General features: G+C 70.1%; 15 protein-coding genes. 11 read left to right on the top strand and 4 right to left on the bottom strand.

Annotated elements, in window-relative coordinates; all coding sequences use genetic code 11:
• Positions 1-28 precede the first annotated feature (28 nt).
• The 7 genes from ACEN9H_RS28695 to ACEN9H_RS28665 all read left to right on the top strand — a co-directional run bounded on the left by ACEN9H_RS28695 (position 29) and on the right by ACEN9H_RS28665 (position 8774).
• Positions 29-994 carry a hypothetical protein gene (locus ACEN9H_RS28695; protein ID WP_413672947.1) on the top strand — a complete coding sequence of 322 codons (966 nt, stop codon included), beginning with the start codon at positions 29-31 and terminating at the stop codon, positions 992-994.
• Positions 991-2574 (top strand): ATP-binding protein, encoded by a 1584-nt coding sequence (locus ACEN9H_RS28690; protein ID WP_082577329.1) that lies wholly within the window; start codon positions 991-993, stop codon positions 2572-2574. The genes ACEN9H_RS28695 and ACEN9H_RS28690 overlap by 4 nt, the downstream gene beginning before the upstream one ends.
• A gap of 60 nt (positions 2575-2634) precedes the next feature.
• Positions 2635-4323, top strand: coding sequence for a M14 family zinc carboxypeptidase (locus tag ACEN9H_RS28685; protein WP_413672946.1), 1689 nt, complete (start codon positions 2635-2637; stop codon positions 4321-4323).
• Positions 4324-4342: 19 nt separating this feature from the next.
• The gene (locus tag ACEN9H_RS28680) at positions 4343-6013 is read left to right on the top strand and encodes a PQQ-dependent sugar dehydrogenase (protein ID WP_413672945.1); all 1671 of its coding nucleotides are present in this window, start codon (positions 4343-4345) and stop codon (positions 6011-6013) included.
• 77 nt (positions 6014-6090) lie between these two features.
• A complete protein-coding gene (locus ACEN9H_RS28675) occupies positions 6091-6753 on the top strand; it encodes a cytochrome b/b6 domain-containing protein (RefSeq protein ID WP_413672944.1) in 663 nt (220 codons plus the stop codon).
• 24 nt (positions 6754-6777) lie between these two features.
• Positions 6778-7446 carry a response regulator gene (locus tag ACEN9H_RS28670; protein WP_413672943.1) on the top strand — a complete coding sequence of 223 codons (669 nt, stop codon included), beginning with the start codon at positions 6778-6780 and terminating at the stop codon, positions 7444-7446.
• Positions 7443-8774 (top strand): ATP-binding protein, encoded by a 1332-nt coding sequence (locus ACEN9H_RS28665; protein WP_413672942.1) that lies wholly within the window; start codon positions 7443-7445, stop codon positions 8772-8774. Before ACEN9H_RS28670 ends, ACEN9H_RS28665 begins: the two co-directional genes overlap by 4 nt.
• On the opposite strand, the gene ACEN9H_RS28660 is transcribed toward ACEN9H_RS28665, so the two are convergent.
• The 3 genes from ACEN9H_RS28660 to ACEN9H_RS28650 form a co-directional block, all read right to left on the bottom strand.
• Positions 8775-10583, bottom strand: a complete 1809-nt coding sequence (locus ACEN9H_RS28660; protein WP_413672941.1) for a DUF885 domain-containing protein — start codon at positions 10581-10583, stop codon at positions 8775-8777.
• A gap of 78 nt (positions 10584-10661) precedes the next feature.
• Positions 10662-11795 carry a branched-chain amino acid ABC transporter substrate-binding protein gene (locus ACEN9H_RS28655; RefSeq protein WP_413672940.1) on the bottom strand — a complete coding sequence of 378 codons (1134 nt, stop codon included), beginning with the start codon at positions 11793-11795 and terminating at the stop codon, positions 10662-10664.
• A 179-nt stretch (positions 11796-11974) separates the two neighbouring features.
• Entirely contained in the window at positions 11975-12460 is a 486-nt protein-coding gene (locus ACEN9H_RS28650) for an Lrp/AsnC family transcriptional regulator (RefSeq protein WP_056128727.1), read from the bottom strand.
• Between the two features lie 152 nt (positions 12461-12612).
• On the opposite strand from ACEN9H_RS28650, the gene ACEN9H_RS28645 reads away from it, so the two are divergent.
• The 4 genes from ACEN9H_RS28645 to ACEN9H_RS28630 all read left to right on the top strand — a co-directional run bounded on the left by ACEN9H_RS28645 (position 12613) and on the right by ACEN9H_RS28630 (position 24772).
• Complete coding sequence (locus ACEN9H_RS28645; RefSeq protein ID WP_413672939.1) at positions 12613-14535, top strand: aminotransferase class V-fold PLP-dependent enzyme; 1923 nt, start codon at positions 12613-12615, stop codon at positions 14533-14535.
• A gap of 159 nt (positions 14536-14694) precedes the next feature.
• Positions 14695-22878, top strand: coding sequence for a GH36-type glycosyl hydrolase domain-containing protein (locus ACEN9H_RS28640; protein WP_413672938.1), 8184 nt, complete (start codon positions 14695-14697; stop codon positions 22876-22878).
• On the top strand, positions 22875-23042 hold the full coding sequence (locus ACEN9H_RS28635; protein WP_413672937.1) for a hypothetical protein: 168 nt from the start codon (positions 22875-22877) through the stop codon (positions 23040-23042). The genes ACEN9H_RS28640 and ACEN9H_RS28635 overlap by 4 nt, the downstream gene beginning before the upstream one ends.
• 95 nt (positions 23043-23137) lie before the next feature.
• Positions 23138-24772, top strand: a complete 1635-nt coding sequence (locus ACEN9H_RS28630; RefSeq protein WP_413672936.1) for a CehA/McbA family metallohydrolase — start codon at positions 23138-23140, stop codon at positions 24770-24772.
• Here the strand turns inward: ACEN9H_RS28630 and ACEN9H_RS28625 are convergent.
• Positions 24769-25344, bottom strand: coding sequence for a TMEM165/GDT1 family protein (locus ACEN9H_RS28625; protein WP_413675644.1), 576 nt, complete (start codon positions 25342-25344; stop codon positions 24769-24771). The genes ACEN9H_RS28630 and ACEN9H_RS28625 overlap by 4 nt on opposite strands.
• Between the last annotated feature and the right edge of the window lie 67 nt (positions 25345-25411).

Genomic DNA, 25411 nt, shown 5'->3' with positions numbered 1-25411 from the left:
GTTGTCGTCCGTGCTCCGGTTTGCCAACTTGGGTTCCCGCCCGCGCGGGAACGACGGTGCCTGCGTCCGTACGTCGTCCCTGCGCAGGCAGGGACCCAATGTGGTGCTGTCGCTGGCCGCCCTGATGTCGACGACGTCCGCGCACGCGTTCGCCACCCGCGACATCAAGCCGGAACCCGTGCAGGGCTACCGCTTCCAGGTCGTCACGACGGACGACAGCGCCATCACGCGCCGCATCGTGGACGACATCACGCGCCGGCTCGTGCCCGTGTTCGCCGTGTTCCGCACCGAACTGGCCCAGCACCGGCGCATGCTGTACGTGACCGTCGGTCCGGCCGCGCTGCGCGAGGTGGCGCAGCGCCGCTGCGACTGCGTCGTCGTCTCCACGTTCACGTCGAGCCAGGTCGTGCGCTCCATCCTCGGCACGCTGCCGCCCGCGCGCGCGGCCATGTTCACGGCCGTGTACGCGGAACCGGCGCCGGTCGACCAGCTGCGCCTCGTGGCCCTGCTGTACCGGCGTCCCGTGCGCGTGGCCGCCATCCTCGGTCCGGACACGGCCTTCCTCAAGCCGCTGCTGGAGGGCGAACACGTGAACGTGCTGGAGGGCGATTCGGACGAGGGCATCAACCGCCTGCTGGGCCAGATCGCGCAGACCGACGTGCTGCTGGCGCTGCCCGACAGCGCCGTCTACAACACGGAAAACTTCCGCAACATCCTGCTCTCGGCCTACCGCAAGAAGCAGGGCGTGATCGGCTTTTCGGCCGACATGGTCAAGGCCGGCGCGCTGGCGACGACGTATTCCGAGGTCGAGGACATCAACGCCCAGGTGGCCGAGATCGTGGCCAGCTACGTGGCCGGCGGCGAACTGCCGCCACCCCAGTTCCCGCGCTATTTCCACACCATCGTCAACGAGGGCGTCGCGCGCTCGCTCGACGTCGAGGTGCCGGACAACGTACGCAACTTTGCCCGGCCCGCGCCGGCACGCCAGCCATGAAACGCCCCGCCGCCCTCCGTGACGCCTCGCTGCGCGCCGCCAAGCTGCGCTCCGCCACCTTGCGACCCGCGAAGCTGCGCCCCGGCGCGCTGCAGTTCTGGCGCGGCTGGAGCATCGGCCTGCGCATGGCCTTCATCACCATGCTGCCCGTGACCCTGCTGTTCACGTCCTTCGTCTGGTACTCGTGGTACGCGCACCGCGCCCAGGTCGACGAGGAACTGGCGGAACGCGGCCGCATCCTCGCGCGCGCGCTCGCGGAGACCAGCGAATACAACGTCATCTCGGGCAACCTGTCCGACCTGCGCCTGACCATCAACGGCCTGGTGCAGTCGGACAGCAGCGTGTACCGCATCGACGTCGTCGACATGAACGGTCAGAATACGGTGTTCGCCCTGTCCGAGCACCCGATCGAGGCGGAGGGCCGCTCGTTCGAGGCGCCGATCCGCAAGCAGGTCGTCTGGATCAACCTGTTCTCGGACAACGGCACGCCGCACGTGTCGGCCTCCAGCGACACCCGCCCGCCGACTTTGACGACGGAAGTCGTGGGCCTCGTGCGCGTGACGATGTCGCCCACGAACATGCTGGCCAAGCAGCTGCACCGCTTCCGCGTCGAGCTGGCGATGGCCGCGCTGGCGCTGGCCGCGAGCGGCGCGCTCGCGTACATCCTCGCGCGCAGCCTCACGGTCCCGCTGCGCGAGGCGATCTCCGTGCTGCGGCGCATCCGCGGCGGCAACTACCGTGTGCAGCTGCCCGTCACGACGGGCGGCGAGGTGGGCGAACTGCAGGCGTCGATCGGCGAGATGTCGGTGGCGCTGGACCAGTCCAAGCAGGACCTGGAAAACAAGGTGGCCGAGCGCACGCGCGACCTGCTCGCGTCGCGCAACGAGGCGCTGCGCGCCGACGCCGACAAGCGCAAGCTGATCCAGAAGGTCAACAGCATCATCGAGGAAGAACGCAAGAGCATCGCCGTCGAGATCCACGACGAGTTGAACGCGTCCCTGATCGCCGTGCGCCTGGAATCGCAGACGATCCAGCAGCTCGCGGCCAAGGTCACGCCGGGCGACGAGATCGACCAGATCCGCGCCAAGGCGCAGGCCATCACCAAGCTGGCGCTGGACCTGTACGCGAACGGCCGCCGCCTCGTGCGCCGCCTGCGTCCGGAAGTGCTGGACATGCTGGGCCTGCACGGCGCCGTCGAGGAGATGGTCAGCCACTACCGCAGCAGCTCCGGCGTGCACTTCGAATTCGAATCCCAGGGCGACTTCTCGAAGATCGGCAACGAACTCGCCATCTCCGCCTACCGCATCGTGCAGGAAGCGCTGTCGAACATCATGAAGCACTCGCAGGCCGGCTTCGCGCGCGTGAGTCTCGCCCTGTCCGACGAGGACGGCGCGCTGCACATCGAGGTGCAGGACGACGGCGAAGGCTTCGATCCGGCCGTCGCGTCGGAAGGCATCGGCATCATCGGCATGCGCGAGCGCGTGTTCGCCCTCGGCGGCAGCATCCACGTGCAGTCGCGCCCCGGCGAGGGCACCCTCGTCGCCATCACCCTCCCGCTCAGCGACGTGGCGACTGCCTGAAAGCAGTCTTCTGGGGTAGAGTAGCGACCTCGATCTACCATTCGCTAGCAAACCACCACCATGCTCAACGCATTGCAGACGCCTTTCGAGAAGGGCAACCAGAATCAGACCACGACCTGGTCCGATTGCATCGCCTGGTACGACAACCTCGCGCACCAATACCCCCAGGTGCTGCGCTTTTCCGTGGTCGGGACCTCCGACGCGGGCGTGCCGATCCACGCCGGCGTGATCTCGGCCGACGGCGTGTTCGACCGCGCGCGGATCAAGGCCGCGGGCCGCCCCGTCTTCTTCAACAACAACGGCATCCATCCGGGCGAACCGGAAGGCGTCGATGCGTGCATGGCGCTCGTGCGCGACCTGTGCCAGCAGCCGGACCGCCTCGCGGCGCTGGGCAGGACCGTGTTCCTGTTCGTCCCGCTGTACAACGTGGACGGCGCGTTCAACCGCGCCGATACGTCGCGCGTGAACCAGGACGGCCCGGAGTCGTTCGGCTTTCGCGGCAACAGCCGCCACCTCGACCTGAACCGCGATTTCGTCAAGTGCGACACCCTGACGGCACAGACGTTCAATAAACTGTTCACGGAATGGGACCCGGACGTGATGGTCGATACGCACACGTCCAACGGCGCCGACTACAGCTACACGATGACCTTGATCCCGACCCAGGCCGACAAGCTGGGCGGCGGCCTCGGCGCCTTCCTGCGCGACGAGATGCTGCCCGCGCTGTACGCGGAGATGGACAGGCGCGGCTGGCCCACGTGCCCGTACGTGAACCCGGTCAAGGACAGCCCGGATGACGGCATCGCCGACTTCCTCGAGACGGCGCGCTTCTCGACGGGCTATGCGGCGCTGCACGACACGATCGGCTTCATGCCCGAGACGCACATGCTGAAACCGTTCGCCGACCGCTACCACTCGATGCGCGCGCTCGTCGAGACGGCGCTGGACTTCACCGTCGCCAATGGCGACAGGATCGTGCAGATGCGCCGCGCCACCCGCGCGGCCGGCCGCACGCGCCGCGAATGGCCCGTGCACTGGGCGATGGACGAGGCGAATCCGTCGACGTTCCGCTTCAAGGGTTATGCGGCGAAGTACAAGGCCAGCGTGCTGGGCGACTACCAGCGCCTGTACTACGACCGCAACGAGCCGTTCGAGCGCGACATCGCGCACTACAACCGCTTCCCGGCCGACGTCGTCGTGCCGGCACCGACGGCGTACGTCGTGCCGCAGCAATGGCGCGAAGCGATCGAGCGCCTGCGCTGGAACGGCGTCAGGCTCGAGCGCGTGGAAGCCGAGCGCACGCAGGAAGTCTCCGTGTACCGCATCGCGGCGCTGACGACGCGGCCGCACGCGTACGAAGGCCATATGTTCCACGACGACGTGCAGCTGGAGCGCGTGCGCGAGACGGTCGTCATCCGCGCCGGCGACTACCTCGTCCCGCTCGACCAGGACCAGGCCCGCTACGCCGTCGAGACACTGGAGCCGCAGGCCCACGACAGCTTCTTCCGCTGGGGCTTCTTCAACAGCGTGCTGGAAAAGAAGGAAGCCTATTCGGACTACGTGTTCGAGGACGAGGCCGAGCGCCTGCTGGCCGCCGAGCCGGAACTGGCCGCGAAGTTCGGCGCGTGGAAGGCCGCCAATCCGGACCTGCTGAAGGACCAGGGCGCGGTGCTCGACTTCATCTTCGCCAACTGCGCGCGCTGGCGCGAGCCGGAGTGGCGCCGTTATCCGGTCTTCATGATCGACTGATTTACCTGGGGGAGAAAAAATGAACTACAAGATCGCCGCCACGCTGGCGCTGCTGGGTGCCGCATCGGGTGTGTCGGCCGCACCATCCGCGGGCCAGACCTATTTCGAACAGAACTGCGCCAGCTGCCACACGGCCGATGCCGCCATGGGCTCGCGCGCGGGTCCGCCGCTGTTCAACGTCGTGGGCCGCAAGGCCGGTTCGGCACCGGGCTACAACTACACGGATGCGCTGTCGAAGGCCGGCGCGGCCGGCAAGACGTGGACGCGCGCGGAGCTCGACGTCTTCCTGCGCGACCCGACCAGGGATGTGCCGGGGACCGCGATGCCGATCGGGATCGCGGATGCGAAGGCGCGCGGCGCGGTGATCGATTACCTGGCGGCGCAAAGCGGCAAATCGGCCGCCCCGAAAACCGCGGCCGCGGCGGGCGCGCGCGCCGGTGCCTGGACCGACGACAAGCCGGGCGACGTGCATCACATCACGGTCGACCAGCTCGTCGCACCGTTTGCCAGCGAGAGCGCGGGCAATGGGCCCAAGCTCGCGAAGCGTCCCGACGGCGCGCTGCCGGCCGTGCCCAAAGGCTTCAAGGTCGGCGTGCTGGCCGAGACGGGCAAGGCGCGCTACGCGCTGCGCGCGCCGAACGGCGACATCATCCTGGCCGATTCGGGCAAGGGCGAAGTCCGCATCCTGCGCCTGTCGGCCGATGGCGCCAAGGTGGGCACGGACAGCGTGTTCGCAACGGACCTGTCGCGCCCTTACGGCCTCGCGCTGTGGCCGGCCGCGAATCCGAGATACCTGTACGTGGCCAACGCGAATTCCGTCGTGCGCTTCCCGTATGCGGCGGGCGACCTGAAGGCGAAGGGCAAGCCCGAAACCATCGTCGAGAAGATCGTCGACGGCCTGGGCAACCACATCACGCGCTCGCTCGCGTTCTCGCAGGACGGTAAAACCCTGTTCGTGTCGGTCGGCTCGGCCACCAACGTCGGCGAAGGCATCGGCGCCACGCCGCCGCAGCCGCTCGCGCAATGGGAAGCCGCGCACGGCCTGGGCGGCGCGTGGAACCTGGAGACCGACCGCGCCACCGTGCTCGCGTTCGACCCGGACGGAAAGAACCGCCGCAACTACGCGAACGGCCTGCGCAACTGCGTCGGCATGTTCGTGCATCCGGACACGGGCGACCTGTATTGCAGCGTCAACGAGCGCGACGAACTGGGCGACAACCTGCCGCCGGACTACGTCACGCGCGTGAAGCGCGGCGGCTTCTACGGCTGGCCGTGGTACTACCTGGGCGCGCACGAAGACCCGCGCCTGAAGGGCGTCCGTCCGGACCTGAAGGACAGGATCACCGTGCCCGACACGCTGATCCAGGCGCACTCCGCGCCGCTGGGCATGACCGTGTACCACGCCCCGGCGGGCGCGAAGCACGCGTTCCCGAAAGAGTACGACGGCGACATCTTCCTGGCGCTGCACGGCTCGTGGAACCGCGGCATCCGCACCGGCTACAAGGTCGTGCGCGTGATGATGAAGAACGGCGCGCCGACGGGCCAGTACCAGGACTTCATGACCGGCATGGTGCTGTCCGACCGCGACGTGTGGGGCCGTCCGGCGGCCGTGACGGTAGCGGCGGATGGCGCGCTGCTCGTCGTGGACGACGGCGGCGGCGTCGTGTGGCGGATCGTGCCCTCCAAATGAGGCGATAAGAAAACCTTAAGCAGGCTTGCCGATGATGAGGGTCGGGAGATGTCCGGCCCATCGATCAGGAGGCAAGCATGAAAAACGTTCTTGTGTGGGACCTGCCGGTCCGCATATTCCACTGGCTGCTGGCGGCCAGCTTCGCCGGCGCCTGGCTGACGGCCGGCCACGAGCGCTGGATGCTGGTGCACGTGACCCTCGGCTGCACCGTGCTGGCGCTGGCCGTCCTGCGCGTCGCGTGGGGCCTCGTCGGCACGCGCCACGCCCGCTTCGGCGATTTCGTGCGCGGGCCGCGCGCTGCCATGCGCTATCTCGGCGGCCTCGTACGCGGCCAGCCGCAGCACTACCCCGGCCACAATCCCGCCGGCGGCCTTGCGATCGTGGCCCTGCTGGCGCTGGCCGTGACGGCCGCCGCCGCCGGCCTGGCGACGTACACGCTGGGCGACGCGTACGAAGATCTGCACGAAGTGCTGGCGAACCTGATGCTGGGCCTCGTCGGGCTGCACGTGGCGGCGGTCGTCGTGTCGGGCTGGCTGCATCGCGAGAACCTCGTCGCGGCCATGTTCAGCGGCCGCAAGCGCGGTGCGCCCGCCGACGGCATCGCCACGCCCCGGCGCGGTGTCGGCATCGTGCTGCTGGCGGCCGTGCTCGGGTTCTGGGGCTGGCAGCTGAGCCATCCGGCCGCTGGCCTGGGCGCCGTCGCGGTGGCCGAGGCCCATGGCGAAGACGGTGACGACTGACCCGCCGCGTGGGAGAATGAGCGCATGCACATCCTTCTCGCGGAAGACGATCCCCTGCTCGGCGACGGCCTGCGCGCCGGGCTGCGCCAGCTCGGCTTCCAGGTCGACTGGGTGCAGAGCGGCGATGCGGCCGAGCGCGAACTGCGCGCGCAGGACTACGCGGCGGCCGTGCTCGACCTGGGCCTGCCGCGCCGGGACGGCATGGACGTGCTGGCGGCCGTGCGCGCCGCCGGGCTGGCCACGCCCGTGCTCGTGCTGACCGCGCGCGACGCCGTGCCGGACCGCATCCGCGGCCTCGACGCCGGCGCCGACGACTACGTGGTCAAGCCCGTCGACCTGCACGAACTGGCCGCGCGCCTGCGCGCCCTCGTGCGGCGCGCGCATGGACAGCCGCGCGACCGCCTGCGCGCGGGCGACGTCGAACTCGATCCCGCCGCCCGCACCGTGCGCAAGGACGGTACGACGGTGACGCTGTCGACGCGCGAATTCGACCTGCTGCATGCGCTGATGCTGAATGCCAACCGCGTGCTGACGCGCGAACAGCTGGAACAGCACCTGTACAGCTGGGGCCAGGAAGTGGAGAGCAACGCCGTCGAGGTGCACGTCCACAACCTGCGGCGCAAGCTGGGGAGCGCGTTGATCCAGACGGTCCGCGGCGTCGGCTACGTGCTGCGCGATCCCGCTGTGCCATGAGTCGCGGCCCCTCGCTGCAGGTCCGCCTGCTCGGGCTGATGTTCGGCGTGCTCGCGGCGCTGTGGGCCGCGACGCTCGCGCTGACCCTGTCCGACACGCGCCACGAACTGGACGAACTGCTCGACGCGCACCTCGCGCAGTCGGCATCGCTGCTGCTCGTGCAGGACGCGGATGCCGACGAGGACGTCGCGGCGCCCGACGCGCCGATCCTCCATCGCTATGCGCCGCGCGTGGCCTTCCAGGTGTGGCGCGATGGCCGCCTCGTCCTGCGTTCCGCCAACGCGCCCGCGCTGCCGTTCGGTCCCGCCGCGCGGCGCGACGGCTTCGCGTTCGTCGATGCGCCGGGCGCGCGCTGGCGCGTGTTCGCCGCCTATGATCCCGCGCGCCGGCGCCAGGTGTACGTCGGCGAGCGGCTCGATGCGCGCGGCGAGATCCTGGCCGCGGTGCTGCGCGGCGTGTCGTGGCCGCTCGCGCTCGCGCTGCCCGTGCTGGGGCTCGCGACGTGGTGGACCGTGCGGCGCGGCCTCGCGCCGCTGCGGCGGATGGGACGCACGCTGGCGGCGCGCCGTCCGGACGCGCTGGATCCCGTCGCGCTCGATGGCATGAGCGCGGAAATGCTGCCGCTCGCCGCGTCGCTCAACGGTCTGCTCGGACGCATCGCCGACCTGCTGGCGAACGAGCGGCGCTTCACGGCGGACGCGGCGCACGAGTTGCGCACGCCGGTCGCGGCCATCCGCATGCAGGCGCAGGTGGCGCAGGCCGCGACGGACGATGCGACCCGCGCGCACGCGCTGGACGGGCTGCTCGCCGGCTGCGACCGCGCGGCGCGCCTGATCGACCAGCTGCTGACGCTGGCCCGCGTCGAGTCCGCGCAGGCGCCCGAGATGGCCGGCGTCGAACTGGGGGGCGTCACGCGCGGCGTGATGGCCGAGCTGGCGCCGGCCGCGCTGGCGAAGGCGCAGCGGCTCGAGCTGGATGCGCAGGGGACGTACGTCGTGCGCGGGAATGCGCTGCTGCTGGCGGTCCTGGTCCGCAACCTGGTCGACAACGCGGTGCGTTATGCGCCGCCGGGGGCCGCCATCGGCGTGTATCTGCAGCGGGAAGGGGATGAGGTCGTGCTCGACGTCGAGGATGGCGGCGCGGGCCTGGCCGACGCCGACCTGGCGCGGCTCGGCGAACGGTTTTATCGCGTAGCCGGCAACGGCGCGACCGGCAGCGGTCTCGGATGGTCGATCGTGCGCCGCATCGCGGCCGTGCATGGCGCACGGGTCGCGGTGCGGCGCTCGCAACGGCTGGGCGGATTGGCCGTCACCGTCACGTTCGGATGATTACTTGCTCTCGGCGATCCAGCGATCGACCTTCTTTTCCAGCAGCGCCAGCGGCAGCGTGCCTTCGCCCAGCACGATCTCGTGGAACTTCGGCAGGCTGAATTTCGGGCCGAGTTCCTTTTCCGCGCGGGCGCGCAGTTCCTGGATCTTCAGCGCGCCGATCTTGTAGCCCAGCGCCTGCGCCGGCCACGCCATGTAGCGTTCCGTCGCATTGCGCGCGTCCGCTTCCGTGTAGCCCAGCGTCTCGCGCATGTACTGGATCGACTGCTCGCGCGTCCAGCCCTTCGCGTGCATGCCCGTGTCGACGACGAGGCGCACGGCGCGCAGCATTTCGTCGTTCAGGTGGCCGAAGTAATCCTCGGGCTTGTCGAACAGGCCCATCTCCTTGCCCAGCGTCTCGGCGTACAGCGCCCAGCCTTCCGTGAACGCGTTGTTGCCGCCGAACTTGCGGAAGTTCGGCAGGCCCAGCTCCTGCATCAGCGCGATGTGGAAGTGGTGGCCCGGCTGGCCCTCGTGCAGGAACAGCGTGACCATGCCCGTGCTGCCGTACTGCTTCGGGTCGTTCACGACGGACCAGAACACGCCCGGACGCGAGCCGTCCACGGCCGGCGGCGTGTAGTGGTCGGACGCGGTCGCGCGCGACAGTTCCGGTTCCAGGCGCAGGTCGAGCGGCGTCTTCGGCCGCAGCGAGAACAGCGCCGGCAGCTTCGCCTGCAGCACCGTGTTCAGGTGGCGGTAGACGTCGATGATCTCGCCTTCGGTCTTGAACGGCTTGTACTTCGCCTGCTCCGACACCCACACCGGCAGGCCGGCCGGCGGGCCGTCGTAGCCCATCTTCGGACCGATGCGCGCGAACTCGCCCTGGATGCGCGCGACTTCCCGCAAGCCGATCTGGTGGATCTGTTCCGGCTGCAGGTCGGTCGTCGTCTGGCTCGCGACGCGCGCGAGATACCAGTCCATCCCCTGCGGCAGCGCGCTCCAGCCCGTGCTCGTGCGGCAGGCCGGCAGGTAGTCGTGCTCGATGAAGTCGGCCAGGCGCGTCAACGCGGGATTCAGCTTGCCGGCTATGGTGCTGCGATACGCGGCCGTCAGCTTCTTCCTGTCGGCATCCGAAAACGCGGCCGGGAAGTTCTTCACGGGCGAGTAATAGATGCTGTCCTCGGCCTTGGCGACGACCAGCTGCTTGAACTGGGGCAGGGCGGATTCCATGATCGCCTTCGGCTGCACGATCCCGCGCTTCATCCCTTCGCGCATGTTGGCGATGGCCTGGTCGATCCACGGACCGAGCTGGTTCAGGCGGCTCAGGTAGGCCTGGTAATCCTTCACGGTGACCAGCGACTGCGCCTGCTGGCCGCTGCTGTAGTTGGCTAGCGTGACCGGCAGCGCGTCCATCTGGTCCAGCGGCAGCAGGTACTCGGGGAACGGCTCGAAGCGCAGCGCGGTCTTGAGTTCGTAGTCGAGGATGTCGTAGCTCGTCTGGTCGCGCTGGGACAAGCCGTCGCGCGGGATCGCGTGCAGGCGTTTCAGGTAGCCCTTGTACAGCGCGTACTGGTGGGCGATGTTCTTCGGTGCGATCGTCATGCCGATCTGGTCGGGGAAGCGGTTGTCGCCGCTTTCGCCGGCGGCGACGGGATCGAAGCGCGCTTCGGCGTCCCAGTAGTCGTCGGCCAGTCTGTTCAGCTGTTTCGACGCGGCGCTGGCGTTCGTGGCGCCGGCCGTGGGCTTGGCCGCGGTGTCGGCGGCGAGGGCCGGCGCGCAGGCGATGAGGCAGGCGGCGGCGATGGTGCCCAGGGTAAGGGTCTGTTTCATGATGTTTGAACGATGTAAAGGAAGCGGCGCCAAGGATACTCCCGGCACCGCCCGAGGCCCAGTCTTTACGGGCGATCTTTAATAATTGGCCAGCGGCGCCAGCTGCCCGCCCTTGAACGTGTAGACCGTGACGGCCGTCTTCTTCAGGTTGCCGCTCGCATCGTAGCCGTACGTGCCGGCCACGCCCTGGTAGCTCATCGTGTGCAGCTGCTTGCCGACGGCCGCGGCGTCCGTCGTGTTCGCGGCCTGCATGGCGCGGGCGATGAACATCGTCTGGTCGTAGAACGCGGGCGCGTACACGTCCGGGTCGCGCTGGTAACGCTGTTTGTATCTCGCCTTGAACGCGGGGCCGTTGGCCTGCTTGTCGAGCGTCGCGCCGGCCTGCGCGCACATCACGTTCTCGCCGACGGCATCGCCGCCCAGCTTGGCCATCTCGGGGCTGCACAGCGTGTCGCCGCCCAGCAGGCGCACGTTCGCCATGCCCAGCTGCTTCATCTGGCGCGCCATCGGGGCGCCCTGCGGCGCATAGCCGCCGAAGAAGATGGCGTCCACTTTCTTCGCGCGGAACGCGGTCAGGATGGCGGAGAAATCGCTCGCCTTGTCGTTGGTGAATTCGCGGCCGACGACGGTCACGCCCGAGGCGCGCGCCTGCTTCGCGAATTCGTCGGCGATGCCCTGGCCGAACGCGGTGCGGTCATCGATCACGCCCACCGTCTTGATCTTGAGTTCCCTGGCGGCGTACGACGCCATCGATGCGCCCACCTGGGCATCGCTGGCGACGATGCGGAACACGTTCGGGTAGCGCGCCTGCGTGATCTTGGGGCTCGTGCCCACGGTCGACATCAGGATGCCGGCATCGTTGTAGACGCGCGAGGCGGGGATCGCCACGCCCGAGTTGTACGGGCCGAGCACGAACTTGACGCCGGCGTCGGCGAACTTCTGCGCCACGCTCACGCCGGCTTTCGGGTCGCCCTGGTCGTCTTCCGACAGCAGTTCGAATTTCAGCGTCTTGCCGCCCACCCTGAGCTTTTGCGCGTTGAGTTCCTCGACCGCGAGGCGCACGCCGTTCTCGTCGTCCTTGCCGGCGAAGGCGTTGGAACCCGACAGCGGGCCGCTCACGCCGATGCGCACGACCTGGTCCTGGGCGAGCGCGGTGGTCCCGGTCGCGAGCAGGATCGCCGCCAGCGCCAGGGTCTTGATGGTTGATGCCATTCCGTTGTCTCCGTTGTTATTCAACGGCCGCCATCATCGCATGGGGATCTCAAAAAACCTACTGCGCGTTGCCCCGTCGCCCTGCGATGCTCACTGTACGTCCGTACAGCTGCGCTTCTCGGACAACGGTGCTGCCGCTCGCGACGGTTTTTTCGAGATCCCGCTGAAGTGTGCAAACTTCAGGCGGGCAGCCCGTGCGTGATCAGTTCCAGCGGCAGCGCGGTGGTGCACTTGATCTGCTCCATCGAGAACGCGGAGGAGACGCCGGACAGCTGCGCGGTGCGGATCAGCTTTTTGTAGAAACGGTCGTAGCCGTCGATGTCGGTCGTGACGACCTTGAGCAGGTAGTCGACGTCGCCGCTCATGCGGTGGAATTCCAGGACTTCCGGCAGCGCGATGACGGCGGAGGCGAAGCGCTCCAGCCATTTTTCGTCGTGCTCGTTGGTGCGCACGCTGACGAATACCGTCACGGGCAGGCCGACCTTGTGCCGGTTGACGATGCTGACCCGGCTCTCGATGTATCCCTCTTCTTCCAGGCGTTTGACGCGTTTCCAGCAGGGGGTGCTGGAGAGCCCGACCTTTTCGCTCAGGCCGGAAATCGACAGCGTGGCGTCGGCCTGCAGGGCGGCCAGGATCGCGCAGTCGTATTTGTCGAGTGAATTCATCTTGTCCATCGCACGGTCTCTAGAATGTTCGTTCTTCAGCGCAGGAAAAATCAAAGATTCTTTAGTACGTCATTTTCGGCACCTAACCGTAACATATTACTCAACAATCGCGCTGCTGGCGCATTTATTTTTGGACTTTTAGCAATTATTTTATGGCCCCCGACCTCTACCTCGACGCAAACGCCACTTCGCCGGTCCTGCCTTCCGCAATCACCGCCGCGGTCGAGGCGATGGAGGCCTCGTTCGGCAATCCGAGCAGCAGCCACGCCACCGGCCTGCGCGCCAAACGCATCCTCGACACGACCCGTGCGCGCGCCCGCCGCGTGCTCGGTGCCGGACCTGGGCGCGTGCTGTTCACGAGCGGTGCCACGGAAGGCATCCAGACCGCCGTGCTGTCGGCGCTCGTCGCCGTGCGCGAGCGCCGCGCGGCCGGGGAAGACTGCGGCGACCTGCTGGTCTACGGCGCCACCGAACACAAGGCCGTGTCGGAAAGCCTCGCGCACTGGAACCGCCTGCTCGGCACGGGGCTCACCTTGCAGCCGCTGCCCGTCGACGCCGCAGGACGCCACCGCCTGGACGTGCTGCGCGACCTGGCGCCGCGCGCGGCCATGGTCTGCACCATGGCGGCCAACAACGAGACGGGCGCCATCTCGGACCTGGACGGCATTGCCCGTGTGCTGCGCGCGAGCGGATCGAAAGCCTGCTGGATGGTCGACTGCGTGCAGGCGCTGGGCAAGCTGCCGCTGGATCTCGCGAACACGCGCATCGATTACGCGCCGTTCTCCGGCCACAAGCTGCACGCGCCGAAAGGCATCGGCATCCTGTACGTGCGCGACGGCGCGCCCTACACGCCGCTGATGATCGGCGGCGGCCAGGAAGGCGGCCAGCGCTCCGGCACGGAAAACATGGCCGGCATCGCCGCGCTCGGCGCCGTGCTGGCCGCACTGGAAGAGGGCACGACGTTCCGCACCCACGCCGAGCTGGCCGCCATGCGCGACCGACTTGCGGCCGCGTTGCGCGACGCGTTTCCCGGCATCGTCTTCAACGCGCCGTTCGAACACACCCTGCCGACCACGCTGAATGTCGCCGTGCCCGGCGTCTCCAGCAAGGACCTGCTCGACCTGTTCGACGCGGCCGGCGTGCGCGTCAGCGCGGGCTCGGCCTGTTCCGCCGCCAAGGCCGCGCCCAGCTACGTCCTCGATGCGATGGGACTGCCCCTGTGGCGCAGCGGCGGCGCCGTGCGCCTGTCGATCGGGCCGCTCGCCGACGATGCCTTCGTCGACGCCGCCTGCGCGCGCATCCGCCGCTGCGGCGAGGCGTTGCGCACATCGCCGCTGAGCGGTGGGCATCCCGGTGTGATGCAGGTCAGCGGCGACGGGCGGCATGGCTGGATCGTGTTCGATGGTGAAACCTGCGTCGCGCTCGATCCGCCGCCCGGACAGGTCGAACGCATCGCCGCGCTGGCGCGCGACGCGGGCCTGCGCCTGGCCGACGTCGACGCGGCAGAGCGCGCCACCGTCGCGCTGGACGACGGCAGCCATGTGCCCTGCATGCCCATCGGCGGCGCCGTGCTGGCCCGCCTGCCGGACGGCTGGCTGCTGGGCGAGGCGCAAGACGGCCGCTTGCCGCGCACGGCCGTGCGCCAGGTCTTCGGCGCCATCGATGCGACCCGCCTGGCGCAGGTCGCGCATGACGGCGCCGTGATCTGCCACGGCACCGATGTCGACGGCCTGGCCTGCGCGACGGTGAATGCGCTGCGCGATGCCGGCGCGCCGGGCCAGCTGCATCCCGACGCGCTGGACGTGTTCCTGCGCCGCCACGCGGACGCGCTGCTCGTCGACGTGCGCGAAACGGGCGAAGCGGCGGCCGGCGCAATCACCTTGCACGGCCGCGCGGCGCACCACGTGCCGCTGTCGCGCCTTGCCGAGCACCTGCCGGCGTGGCTGTCCGATCCGGCACGGCCGATCGTATTCGTCTGCCGCAGTGGGAACCGTAGCGCGAAGGCCGCCCTGTGCCTGCGCCGCGCGGGGCATGTGCAGGCGTGGACGCTCGTGGGCGGGCTCGCGCTGGCGTAAAACATACCGATCGTCAATGAGCGTTCGCTAACGCACAGTTGCCCGGCACCTGATTGCTTAGCATGGCGGCAGCCGTGCGCCCTCGTCTCACGCTTCATCCGAATGGTCGCGTCCCGCGTCAGCCGGCGGTCGGTTGCGCACGCCACCACGAGGTTCCTGTTGAAAGAAGAAAAAGTGCTGCCGCCCGCAGCCGGGGTCGCCGATGACGGCGCCCCGCTGCGCGCCGAACTGTTTTCCGCCGCCCAGATGGCCGTCCACGGCCGCCGCCTCGCCGCGCGCCATCAACTGGCCGACGCGCCGGGCAGCGACCGCCTGCTGGACCGCCTGGACGACAATGCCGCCGTCATCGCCGATGCCTGCGCCGGCCTCGCGCGCGCCGCCCGCGCCGGCGTGCGCCTGCCGCCGGCGGCCGCCGCGCTGCTCGACCATGCCTGGCTGATCGACGACCACGTCCGCCTCGCGCGCCGCCACCTCCCCGACGACGATTGCTGCGCGCTGCCTTGCCTGCAGGATGCCGATGCGCGGGGCAATCCGCGCGTGTACCAGCTGGCGCTGGACGTGATCGCGCATGGCGACGGCCGGCTGGACGCGGAAAGCCTCGCGCGCTTCGTCGCCGCGTACCAGGAAGGCGCGCCGCTGGCGCTGGCGGAACTTGCGGCGCTGCCGGCCATGCTGCGCCTCGTGCTGATCGAGAACCTGCGCCGCCTCGCCGTGCGGCAGGCGGACACCCGGCGCCAGCGCGTGCAGGCCAACCGCTGGGCCGACCGCATGACGGCGCGGGCCGAGGAGCGGCCCGGTGACCTGATCCTCGTCGTGGCCGACATGGTGCGCGACGTGCAGCCGATGAGTTCCGGCTTCGTGGCCGAACTCGCGCGCCGGCTGCAGGGCCGCGGCGGCCCGCTCACCCAGGCCTTGCAATGGATCGCCACACGCCTCGCGGACGAGGGCCGCACGCTCGACCAGGCGATGCAGGCCGACGTCACGCAGCAGGCCGCGGACGACGTCTCGGTCGCGAACTCCATCGCCAGCCTGCGCCTGCTGGGCAGCATGGACTGGCGCGAATTCGCCGAGACGATGAGCGCCGTCGAGCAGGCGCTGCGCGGCGACCCGGCCGGCGTCTACGGCCGCATGGACGGCGCCACGCGCGACCATTACCGCCACCTAGTCGGGCGCCTCGCGCGCGCCGCCGGCCGCCGCGAGATCGAGGTGGCGACGGAAGCGCTGGCGCTGGCGGCGGAAGGGCATGACGCGCGCCGGCGCCACGTCGGCTGTTACCTGGCTGGCGACGGGTTGCCGCAACTGAAGCAGCGGCTGAACCTGCGCCCCGGCCGCGTGCGCGCGCTGCCGGCCTATCTGGGCGGCGTCGGCGCGTGCACCGCACTGTTCGCGGGGGCGGCCGCCGTCCACGCGGCGCAGGATGGCGCCGGCCCGGCGCTGCTCGTCGCGATCGGCCTGCTGGGCGCGCTCGGTGCGAGCCGGCTGGCGCTGGCCCTCGTCGACCTGATGGCCGCGCGGCTCGTCGCGCCGGCGCCGCTGCCGCGCATGGATGTCGGCGCGGGCATCCCGCCCGATGCGCGCGCCATCGTCGTCGTGCCCGCGCTGCTGTACGGCCGCGACAACGTGGCGGCCCTCGTCGAGTCGCTGGAAGTGCATTATCTCGCCAACCGCGACCCGCACCTGCGCTTCTGCCTCCTGACCGACCTGGCCGACGCGCCGCGGCAAGAGGTGTACGGCGACGCCGACCTGATCGAACAGGCGCGCGCCGGCATCGCCGCGCTGAATGCGAAGTATGGGGCGTGCCGGCCGTTCCTGCTGCTGCACCGCCAGCGCACGTGGAGCGACGGCGAGGGCGCGTGGATCGGCCGCGACCGCAAGCGCGGCAAGCTGGAAGACCTGAACGCGTTCCTGCTGCGCGGCGAGCGCGCGCCGTTCGCCGTGATCGAGGGGCCCGTCGACGGCGTGGACGAGATCCGCTACGTGATCACGCTGGACGCCGGCACCGGCCTGCCGCGCGACGCCGCCCGCGCTTTCGTCGCCGCGATGGCGCATCCGCTCAATCGCCCCGTGCTCGATGACGCGGGCCGGCGCGTGGTGGCGGGTCACGGCCTGCTGCAGCCGCGCATGACGGCCGCGCTGCCGCCGGAACACGCGTCGCGCTACGAACGCCTGTGCGGCGGCGCATCCGGCATCGAGCAGGACCTGTTCGGCGAAGGCACGTTCGCGGGCCAGGGCATCTACGACCTGGCCGTGGCCGACCGCGTGCTGCGCGGCCGCCTGCCGGACGACCGGGTGCTGTCGCACGACCTGCTGGAAGGCAGCTACCTGCGTGCCGGCCTGCTGGGCGACGCCCACCTCGTGGCGCCATGCCCGGCGCGCTACAGCGACGACGTCGCCCGGCGCCACCGCCAGATCCGCGGCGACTGGCAACTGGCCGGCTGGCTGCGCGACCGCGTGCCGCGGGCGGACGGCAGCCGCGAAGCGAATCCGCTGCCGCCGCTGGCGCGCTGGAAGCTGTTCGACAACCTGCGCCGCAGCCTCGTCGCGCCCACGTTGTGCATCCTGCTGGTGCTGTGCTGGGCGCTGCTGCCGGCGCCCGCGTTCTGGACCGCGGCCGTGCTGGCCGTGTTCTTCGTGCCGTTCGCGCTGCGCACGCTCGTCGCCCTGGCCGACAAGCCGCACGACGTCGCGCCCGGCGCGCACCTGCGGCACTGCGCGCACGACGCGCGCATCGGCCTCTATCACGCGCTGCTGGACACGGCCTTCCTGCCGCACGAGGCCAGCTACAGCGTGGACGCGATCGCGCGCGGCGCGTGGCGCATGCTCGTGTCGAAACGGCTGCGCCTGGAATGGCGCGCGCCCACGCTGTCGCGCTCCAGCACGGACATGGAGTCGAACTGGCAGAACATGTGGTTCGCTCCCGCGTTCGCGGTGGGCGTCGCCGTGCTGCTCAGCTTTGCGAACCCGCTCGCGCTGTTCGCGGCCGCGCCGCTGCTGCTGCTGTGGTTCCTGTCGCCCGTGGTCGCATGGTGGGTCAGCCTGCCGGCCGCGCGTCACGCACCGCACCTGGCGGAGGCGCAGCGCCGCTTCCTGCGCACGACGGCGCGCCGCACGTGGGCATTCTTCGAGGACCACGTCACGGCCGAGAGCAACTGGCTGCCGCCCGACCACTTGCAGGAACACCCGGCCCCCGTCGTCGCGCACCGCACGTCGCCCGCAAGCATGGGCTTCGCGCTGCTGGCCAACATGACGGCCTGGGACTTCGGCTACGCGCCCACGGGCGGCCTGCTGGCGCGCACGCGTGCGGCGCTGGATACGATGGGCCGGCTGGAACGCCAGCGCGGCCATTTCCACGACGCGTACGACACGCGCACGCTGGAGCCCCTGTCCTTGTCGGCCACCGGCAGCGGCAACCTGGCGGCGCACCTGCTCACGCTGGCCGCCGGCCTGGAACGGCTGGCCGACGAGCCCATCGCCTCCAGCCGCGCGCTGGACGGCATCCGCGACACGCTGGACGTCGTCGAAGACCACGCCGTGCCCGCCGTGCGCGAGGCGATCGCCGCGCTGCGCCTGCACCTCTCGCCGGAGCGCTGCCGCAATGCGGGCACGTTGCCGGGCCTCGCCGATTGCCTGCAGACGCTGGCGCGCCGCGCGGAGGCGTTGTGCGCCGCCGTGCCGGACGACGCCGATCCGCAGTTGCGCGAGTGGGCCGGCAGGCTGGCGCGGCAAACGGCGGCCGCGCAGGCAGACCTGCTGGCGATGGCGCCGTGGATGCGCGTCGTGCAGGAATACGTGATCGATTCGAGCCTCACCCGCATCCCGACGGTGCGCGAGCTGGCCGGCTTCGGCATGAAGGCGCCGGGCGACGACCTGGAACCGGACGAGCGCACGCGCCAGCTGCTGCTCGCCGGGCTTGTCGCGGAAGGCAGCACGAACGCGCAGGTGCGCCTGCAGGAGATTGAGCAGCTGGCGCGTGCCGCGCGCGCGTGCGCGGACATGGATTTCGGTTTGCTGGCCGAGGCGGACACGGGCCTGCTCGCATCGGATGCCCGCCTGGCCAGCTTCACCGGCATCGCGCGCGGCCAGCTGCCGCAGGAACACTGGACCGCGCTGGGCCGCCAGTCGTGCCGCGCGTACGGCCACCCGGTGCTGCTGTCGGCGGACGGCGCGCTGGACGACTACCTGGCGCCGCTGCTGGTGATGCCGGCGTACCGCGACACGTTGCTGGACCAGACGTACCGGGGCATCGTCCGCGCGCAGGCGGAATACGGCCGCCGCCGCGACGTGCCGTGGGGCTTTGCGGCATCCGGCTACAACGCGATGGACGCCGCGCTGCATTACCAGTACCGCGCCTTCGGCGTACCCGGCACGGGGACGCAACGGGCGTCAGGCGAAGACCTCGTCGTCGCGCCATACGCCGCGCTGCTGGCGCTGATGGTCGAACCGGAGCGCGCCTGCGCCAACCTGGAACGCATGGCGCAGCTGGGCTTCACGGGCCGCTACGGTTTCTATGAAGCCATCGACTACACGCCGGCGCGGCGGCCCGCGGGCCAGGCCCATGCGATCGTGCGCGCGTTCATGGCGCACCACCAGGGCATGGGTTTGCTGGCGCTGTCCTGCCTGCTGCACGACCGGCCCATGCAGCGCCGCTTCGCCGCCGAGCCGCAGTTCCAGGCCGCGTTGCCGCTGCTGCAGGAACCGGTGCCGCGCTCCGGTGCGGGGCGGCACGTGGAGGTCGAAGACATGCGCCCGCGCGCGCCCGACAGCGCCACGACGGCGCGCACGGTGACGCAACCGGACGCCGCGCCGCAGGACGTGCAACTGCTGTCCAACGGCCGCTACCACGTGCTGGTGACGGCGAGCGGCGCCGGCTACAGCGCGTGGCGCGACCTGGCCGTGACGCGCTGGCGCGCGGATCCGACCGCCGGCGACGGCGGCCATGTCTGCTACGTGCGCGACGTGGACAGCGGGGCCGTGTGGTCGAACACGTGGCGGCCCACGCTGGCGCGGCCCGAGCATGACGAAGCCCGGTTCTCCGAAGGCCGCGCCGCATTCCACCGGCGCGACCACGGCATCGAACTGCACACGGAGATCGTCGTCGCGCCCGACGACGACGTCGAATTGCGCCGCCTGCGCATCGCCAACCGGACGGGCACGACCCGCACCATCGAGCTGACGAGCTACGCGGAGGCGGCGCCGGCAACCGTGCAGATGGAGATCCTGGCACAGCGCGATGCTCTCCTGTGCACGCATGGGCAGGCATGGCTGCTGAACGTGATGACGGTGCACGGCGCGGACGCACCCGCGGCCCAGTTCGGGACGGACCGCGCGCACTTCATCGGCCGCGGACGGAGCAGGGCGCATCCGGCCGCGCTGGAGGACCGCGTGCCGCTGGGCGGCCAGGACGGCATCGTGGCCGATCCGGCGCTGGCGATCCGCCGCATCCTGACGCTGGCGCCGCATCAGGAAGCGACGGTCGACATCGTGCTGGGCGTGGCCGAGACGCGCGACCACGCGCTGCGCCTCGTCGACAAATACCGCGACCGCCAGGTGGCCGACCGCGTGCCCGAACTCGCGTGGACGCACGGCCAGGTCATGCTGCGCCAGTTGAACGCGAGCGAGGCGGACGCCCAGTCGTACGCGCGCCTGGCCGGCAGCGTGCTGTGTCCGCAGCCTGCGCTGCGCGCCGACCCGGCCGTCATCGCGCGCAACCAGTACGGCCGGGCCGACCTGGAAGCGCTCGGCATTCCGGGCGAGCGTCCGCTCGTGCTGCTGCACCTGCGCGACGCCGCCAACCTCGACCTCGCGCGCCAGGCGGTCCAGGCGTATGCGTGGTGGCGCGCGAAAGGACTCGCCGCGAACCTCGTGGTCTGGTGCGACGGCCCGGCGGCGTTGCAGGACGAAGTCATGCGGCTGCCGGGCGCGGGCTGCGTGTACGTGTGCACGTCCGAGCAGCTGTCGCTGGACGAGCGCATGCTGATGCAGGCCGTGGCGCGGGTGGTCCTGGCGGACGACCAGGGCAGCCTCGCCGAGCAGCTGCGCCGCGCGGCCGCGCGCAAGGACGAGCTGCCGCCGGCGCTGGTGCCGACCGCGGCGCCGGGCCAGGACGAAGGGACCGCGCCGGCCGTACCGGACGGCGACATCGACGGCTTTACGGCCGACGGGCGCGAATACGTCATCCGTACGGGTCCGGGCCGGCATACGCCCACGCCGTGGGTCAACGTGCTGGCGAGCCCGATGTTCGGCACGGTGATCTCGGAAAGCGGCCAGGCGTACAGCTGGAACCAGAATGCCCATGAATTCCGCCTGACGCCGTGGGACGACGACCTCGTGGCCGGCCGCGGCGGCGAAGTGTTTTATCTGCGCGACGAGCAGACGGGCGTGTTCTGGTCGCCGACGGCGCTGCCGGCACCGTCCGGCGCCGGCCATGTCACGCGCCACGGCTTCGGCTACAGCGTGTTCGAGCACGCGGCGCACGGCATCCACAGCGAGCTGTTGACGTATGTGGCTCTGGACGCGCCGCTGAAACACATCGTGCTCAAGCTGCGCAACGACGGGACCGCGGCGCGGCGCCTGTCCGTCACGGGCTACGTGGAGTGGGTGCTGGGCGAGCTGCGCGCGGACGCCGCGCCGCACGTGGTGACGGAGCAGGATCCCGTCAGCGGCGCGCTGTTTGCCCGCAACGCGTGGAACGGGGATTTCGCGGGCCGCGTCGCGTTCTTCCACCTCGATGCCGAGCACGTGGCGTTTACCTGCGACCGCGCGGAATTCATCGGCCGCGACGGCAGCCTCGCCAATCCGGCCGCGCTCGCGCGCACGACCTTGTCCGGCCGCAGCGGCGCCGCGCTCGATCCGTGCGCCGCGCTGCAAACCGTCATCGACCTGGCGCCGGGAGAAGAACAGGAACTCGTGTTCATGCTGGGCGTGGGCGGACGCCGCAACCTGGACGCCACCGGCATGGTCCAGCGCCACAGCGGCGCCGTGACCGCCGCCGCCGACCTGGCGCGCGTGCGCGACTTCTGGGACGACACGCTCGGCGCCGTCCGCATCGAGACGCCGGAGCCCGCGTTCGACGTCCTCGTCAACGGCTGGCTGATGGTGCAGGCGATCGCGGGCCGCATGTGGGCACGCACGAGCCATGACCAGTCGGTGGGTGCGTACCGTTTCGGCGACCAGTTGCAGGATGCGATGGCGGCCGTGCACGTGCGTCCGGAACTGCTGCGCGACCACATCCTGCTGTTCGCCGGCCACCAGTTCGTCGAAGGCGACGTGCAGCACTGGTGGCATCCGCCGACGGGCCGCGGCCAGCGCACGCGCTGCCCGGACGATGCCTTGTGGCTGCCGCTCGCGGTGCACCGCTACGTGGGCGTGACGGGCGACTACGCGCTGCTGGACGAGATCGCGCCGTTCATCGAAGGCCGCGCGCTCAGGCAGGACGAGGCGGCGTATTGCGACCTGCCCGAGCGTTCGCAGGAACAGGCCAGCATCTACGAACACTGCGTGCGCGCGCTGCGCCGCGCCCTCGTGTTCGGGCCGCACGGCCTGCCGCCGGGTGCGGGTGGCGTTGGCGAGAGCGTCCGGCTCGGGTTCTTCCTGTACGACGTGCTGTGCCGCTTCGCGGAACTCGCCGACCGCCGCGGCGACTACGGCTTCTGCACGACGTGCCGCAGCGCGGCCCAGGTCCTCGCGCACAACCTCGACGGCAACGCGTGGGACGGCGCCTGGTACCGGCGCGCGTATGGCGACGACAGCGCGAGCGGCATCGATGCGGCCACGCAAAGCTGGGCCGTGCTGTCCGGCGCGGCCGACCGGGACCGGGCCCGCATCGCGATGGAGGCGGTGGAGGCCCATCTCGTGCGCGACGGCGGCGGCGTCCAGGACACGCAGGCGGCGATCTGGGCGGCGATGGCGTTCGCGCACCTGGGCGACACGGAGCGCGCGTGGGCACTGGCGCGCATGCTCGTGCCGGCCGAGCGCACGGCGCCCTACGTGATGACGGCAAGCTGGTACGCGGGCTCGGCCGGCGGGATGTACCGGTTGATCGTCGAATCGTTGCTCGGGGTGACGCGAGCCGGCGAAACCTTGACCTTGATGCCACGCCTGCCTGCCAACTGGGAAGGCTTCCGTCTACACTACCGCTACCGCGGCAGCCAGTACACGATCGCCGTGCGGCGCGCGGACGAGCCGCTGCTGCACGTGGACGGGGTGGCGCAGCAGGGCAACACGATCGCGCTGGTGGACGACGGCCGGACGCACGAGGTGGAACTGCACGTGGCTTCCCGCCACGACCCGGCCGCCCCGGCGCCGCACATGAACTGGACGACCTGCGAAAAGATGCGACCATGAACACGCGACGTGCGCATGCGGCGGCTTTCCTGATCGGGATGGCAAGCATGTCGGCGCACGCCGCCGACTGGAGCGACACGGCGCTCAGCTGGCGCTACGGCACGACCGGCAACCGGGGCCAGCGCGCCAGCACCCCGATGGTACGGGCCGAGTACCACTTTTGAACGGCCTTAAAATTTGTCAATAAGTTAATATCTAAATGACAATTTTATGAGCCTTGGATCAAGGCCGACATGCATGCAATTGCAAAAATTGCATCATGAAAACCTCGATCCCCACTCTTTCCCTGGTGCTGGCCGCGGCCGGCGTGTTCAACCCCTGGTGTAGCGCTGCGTCGGCCGCGACGCTCGAACATAACGAGTTCGATGCGACCCTGCTCGCGCCCTACCACGGCGACGTCCGCGATGCGCGCACGTTCACCTTGTCGTTCGAGTATCCCGCCCTGCAGGCAGGTCGAAAGGCACGCCGTCCCGTGACGTGGCGCCTGGAGCTTGTCACGCCGTCCGGTCGCCGTGCCGCCCAATGGCAGGGGCGGCTGGCGCTGGGCGGCACGCCGCGTGACGTTGCCGTACGCTGGTCGGGCATCCTCGCCGGCCGCCGGCCCGCGCCCGGCATCTACCGCGTGCGCCTGCATGCCGCGAGCGGCAGCGAGACGGCCGACCAGGCGTGGGACATCGCCGTCGGCAGCGTGCCGGCGCCCGCGCTGCCCGCGTTCTCTCCGCTGCCGACGGGCCGCGCACGCATGATGGCCATGCCGGCGCCGGGCGCGTTGCCGTACACGGTCTATTACGGCAACCTGCACAGCCAGACGCGCGACAGCGACGGCGGCGGCCCCGTCGACAACTGCCACGGCGCGCAAGACCCGCAGACGGCGCCCTACGGTCCGGACGCAGCGTATCCGTATGCGCGCAGGCACGGACTGGACTTCCTGATGGTCTCGGAGCACAACCACATGTACGACGGTTCGGATGGCACGAACCTGGATGCCGATCCCGCGCAAGCGAAGGCGCTGTACCGGGCCGGCCTGAAGACGGCGCGCGATTACTCGGATGCGAATCCGGGCTTCCTCGCGCTGTACGGCATGGAATGGGGCGTGATCGGCAATGGCGGCCACCTGAACATCTTCGACAGCGACGAGCTGCTCGGCTGGGAAAAGAACGGGAAGGGCGAGCTGCTTGCGGACACGCCGACGGCCAAGAGCGACTACGCCGCGTTGTACGCCCTGATGCGCCAGCGCGGCCTGACCGGCCAGTTCAACCATCCTGCGCTGACCGGCCAGTTCACCGTGAACGGCACGCCGCTCGCATACACTCCCGACGGCGACGCCGTGATGGCCTTGTGCGAAGTGGTCAACAGCTCCGCGTTTTCCGTCAGCGAGAACGAGGGCGAGACGCGGCGCAGCAATTTCGAGCTGGCCTGCAACAAGCTGCTGGAAGCGGGCTACCACGTGGCGTTCAGCAGCAACCAGGACAACCACTGCGCCAACTGGGGCGCGTCATACAGCAACCGCAGCGCCGTACTGATCCCGAACGGCGTGCCGCTGACGCGCGCCAGCTTCCTCGATGCCGTGCGTGCCCGCCGCGTGTTCGCGACGATGGACAAGGATGCGCAGGTGGTCCTCACCGCGAACGGCCACCTGATGGGCGAGCGCTTCGACAATACAGGCGCGCTGCGGCTGCAGGTGGCCTACGCCAGCGCGACGGGACGGCAGGCCGCGACGGTGGCGATCATCGAAGGCGTCCCGGGACGCAACGGCGACGTGAGCCAGCTCTCCGACAAGGCCGACGTCACGACAGCGCCTTCGCCGGGCGCGCATTTCTATTATGCGAAGGTGACGCAGGACGACGGCAGGATCCTGTGGTCGGCCCCGGTGTGGGTGACGCAGCAGCCCTAGAAGCCCAGGCTGCGGCCCGCGCCGAACAGGGTGGCGATGCCCAGCACGGCGAAGATCAGCGCCGCCAGGCCGTGCACGAGTTTCAAGGGGACGCGACCGGCGATCCGGTCGCCGAAGTACACGGCCGGCACGTTCGCGAGCATCATGCCGAGCGTCGTCCCGGCGACCACCGCCACGGCGGACGTGTAGCGCGCGGCCAGGGCGACCGTCGCGACCTGCGTCTTGTCGCCCATCTCGGCGACGAAGAACGCGAGCACCGTGGTGAGGAAAACGCCGAAGCGCGCCAGCGGCGCCTCGTCCTCGTCCATCTCGTCCGGCACCATGATCCAGGCGGCCATGCCGAGGAAGGCGATGCCCAGCACCCAGCGCATGACGTCGGGGCCGAGCAGGCGGCTCACGAGCGCGCCGACGGCGGCGGCGAAGGCGTGGTTGGCGATGGTCGCGACGAAGATGCCGGCCACGATGGGCAGCGGACGGCGGAAGCGTGCGGCGAGGAGGAAGGCCAGCAACTGCGTCTTGTCGCCGATTTCGGCGAGGGCGACGATGCCGGTGGAAACGAGGAAGGCATCCATGGAAAGGCGGATCATAGCAGAGGTGTGGCGCCGACGCGAACATGCTATCCTGCCCCGCGCTTCCACC

It is taken from the genome of Massilia cellulosiltytica, assembly GCF_047325105.1.
In the GTDB taxonomy this organism is placed as follows: Bacteria; Pseudomonadota; Gammaproteobacteria; order Burkholderiales; family Burkholderiaceae_D; genus Telluria; species Telluria orientalis.
The sequence above is the reverse complement of the archived record's forward strand: the minus strand, read 5'-3'. Positions and strand labels throughout refer to the sequence as shown.

Coding starts and splice junctions, on each gene's coding strand:
- ACEN9H_RS28670 (WP_413672943.1), top strand. CDS start 6,778: ATGCACATCCTTCTCGCGGAAGACGATCCCCTGCTCGGCGACGGCCTG.
- ACEN9H_RS28685 (WP_413672946.1), top strand. CDS start 2,635: ATGCTCAACGCATTGCAGACGCCTTTCGAGAAGGGCAACCAGAATCAG.
- ACEN9H_RS28635 (WP_413672937.1), top strand. CDS start 22,875: ATGAACACGCGACGTGCGCATGCGGCGGCTTTCCTGATCGGGATGGCA.
- ACEN9H_RS28675 (WP_413672944.1), top strand. CDS start 6,091: ATGAAAAACGTTCTTGTGTGGGACCTGCCGGTCCGCATATTCCACTGG.
- ACEN9H_RS28645 (WP_413672939.1), top strand. CDS start 12,613: ATGGCCCCCGACCTCTACCTCGACGCAAACGCCACTTCGCCGGTCCTG.
- ACEN9H_RS28665 (WP_413672942.1), top strand. CDS start 7,443: ATGAGTCGCGGCCCCTCGCTGCAGGTCCGCCTGCTCGGGCTGATGTTC.
- ACEN9H_RS28655 (WP_413672940.1), bottom strand. CDS start 11,795: ATGGCATCAACCATCAAGACCCTGGCGCTGGCGGCGATCCTGCTCGCG.
- ACEN9H_RS28625 (WP_413675644.1), bottom strand. CDS start 25,344: ATGGATGCCTTCCTCGTTTCCACCGGCATCGTCGCCCTCGCCGAAATC.
- ACEN9H_RS28680 (WP_413672945.1), top strand. CDS start 4,343: ATGAACTACAAGATCGCCGCCACGCTGGCGCTGCTGGGTGCCGCATCG.
- ACEN9H_RS28630 (WP_413672936.1), top strand. CDS start 23,138: ATGAAAACCTCGATCCCCACTCTTTCCCTGGTGCTGGCCGCGGCCGGC.
- ACEN9H_RS28660 (WP_413672941.1), bottom strand. CDS start 10,583: ATGAAACAGACCCTTACCCTGGGCACCATCGCCGCCGCCTGCCTCATC.
- ACEN9H_RS28650 (WP_056128727.1), bottom strand. CDS start 12,460: ATGAATTCACTCGACAAATACGACTGCGCGATCCTGGCCGCCCTGCAG.
- ACEN9H_RS28690 (WP_082577329.1), top strand. CDS start 991: ATGAAACGCCCCGCCGCCCTCCGTGACGCCTCGCTGCGCGCCGCCAAG.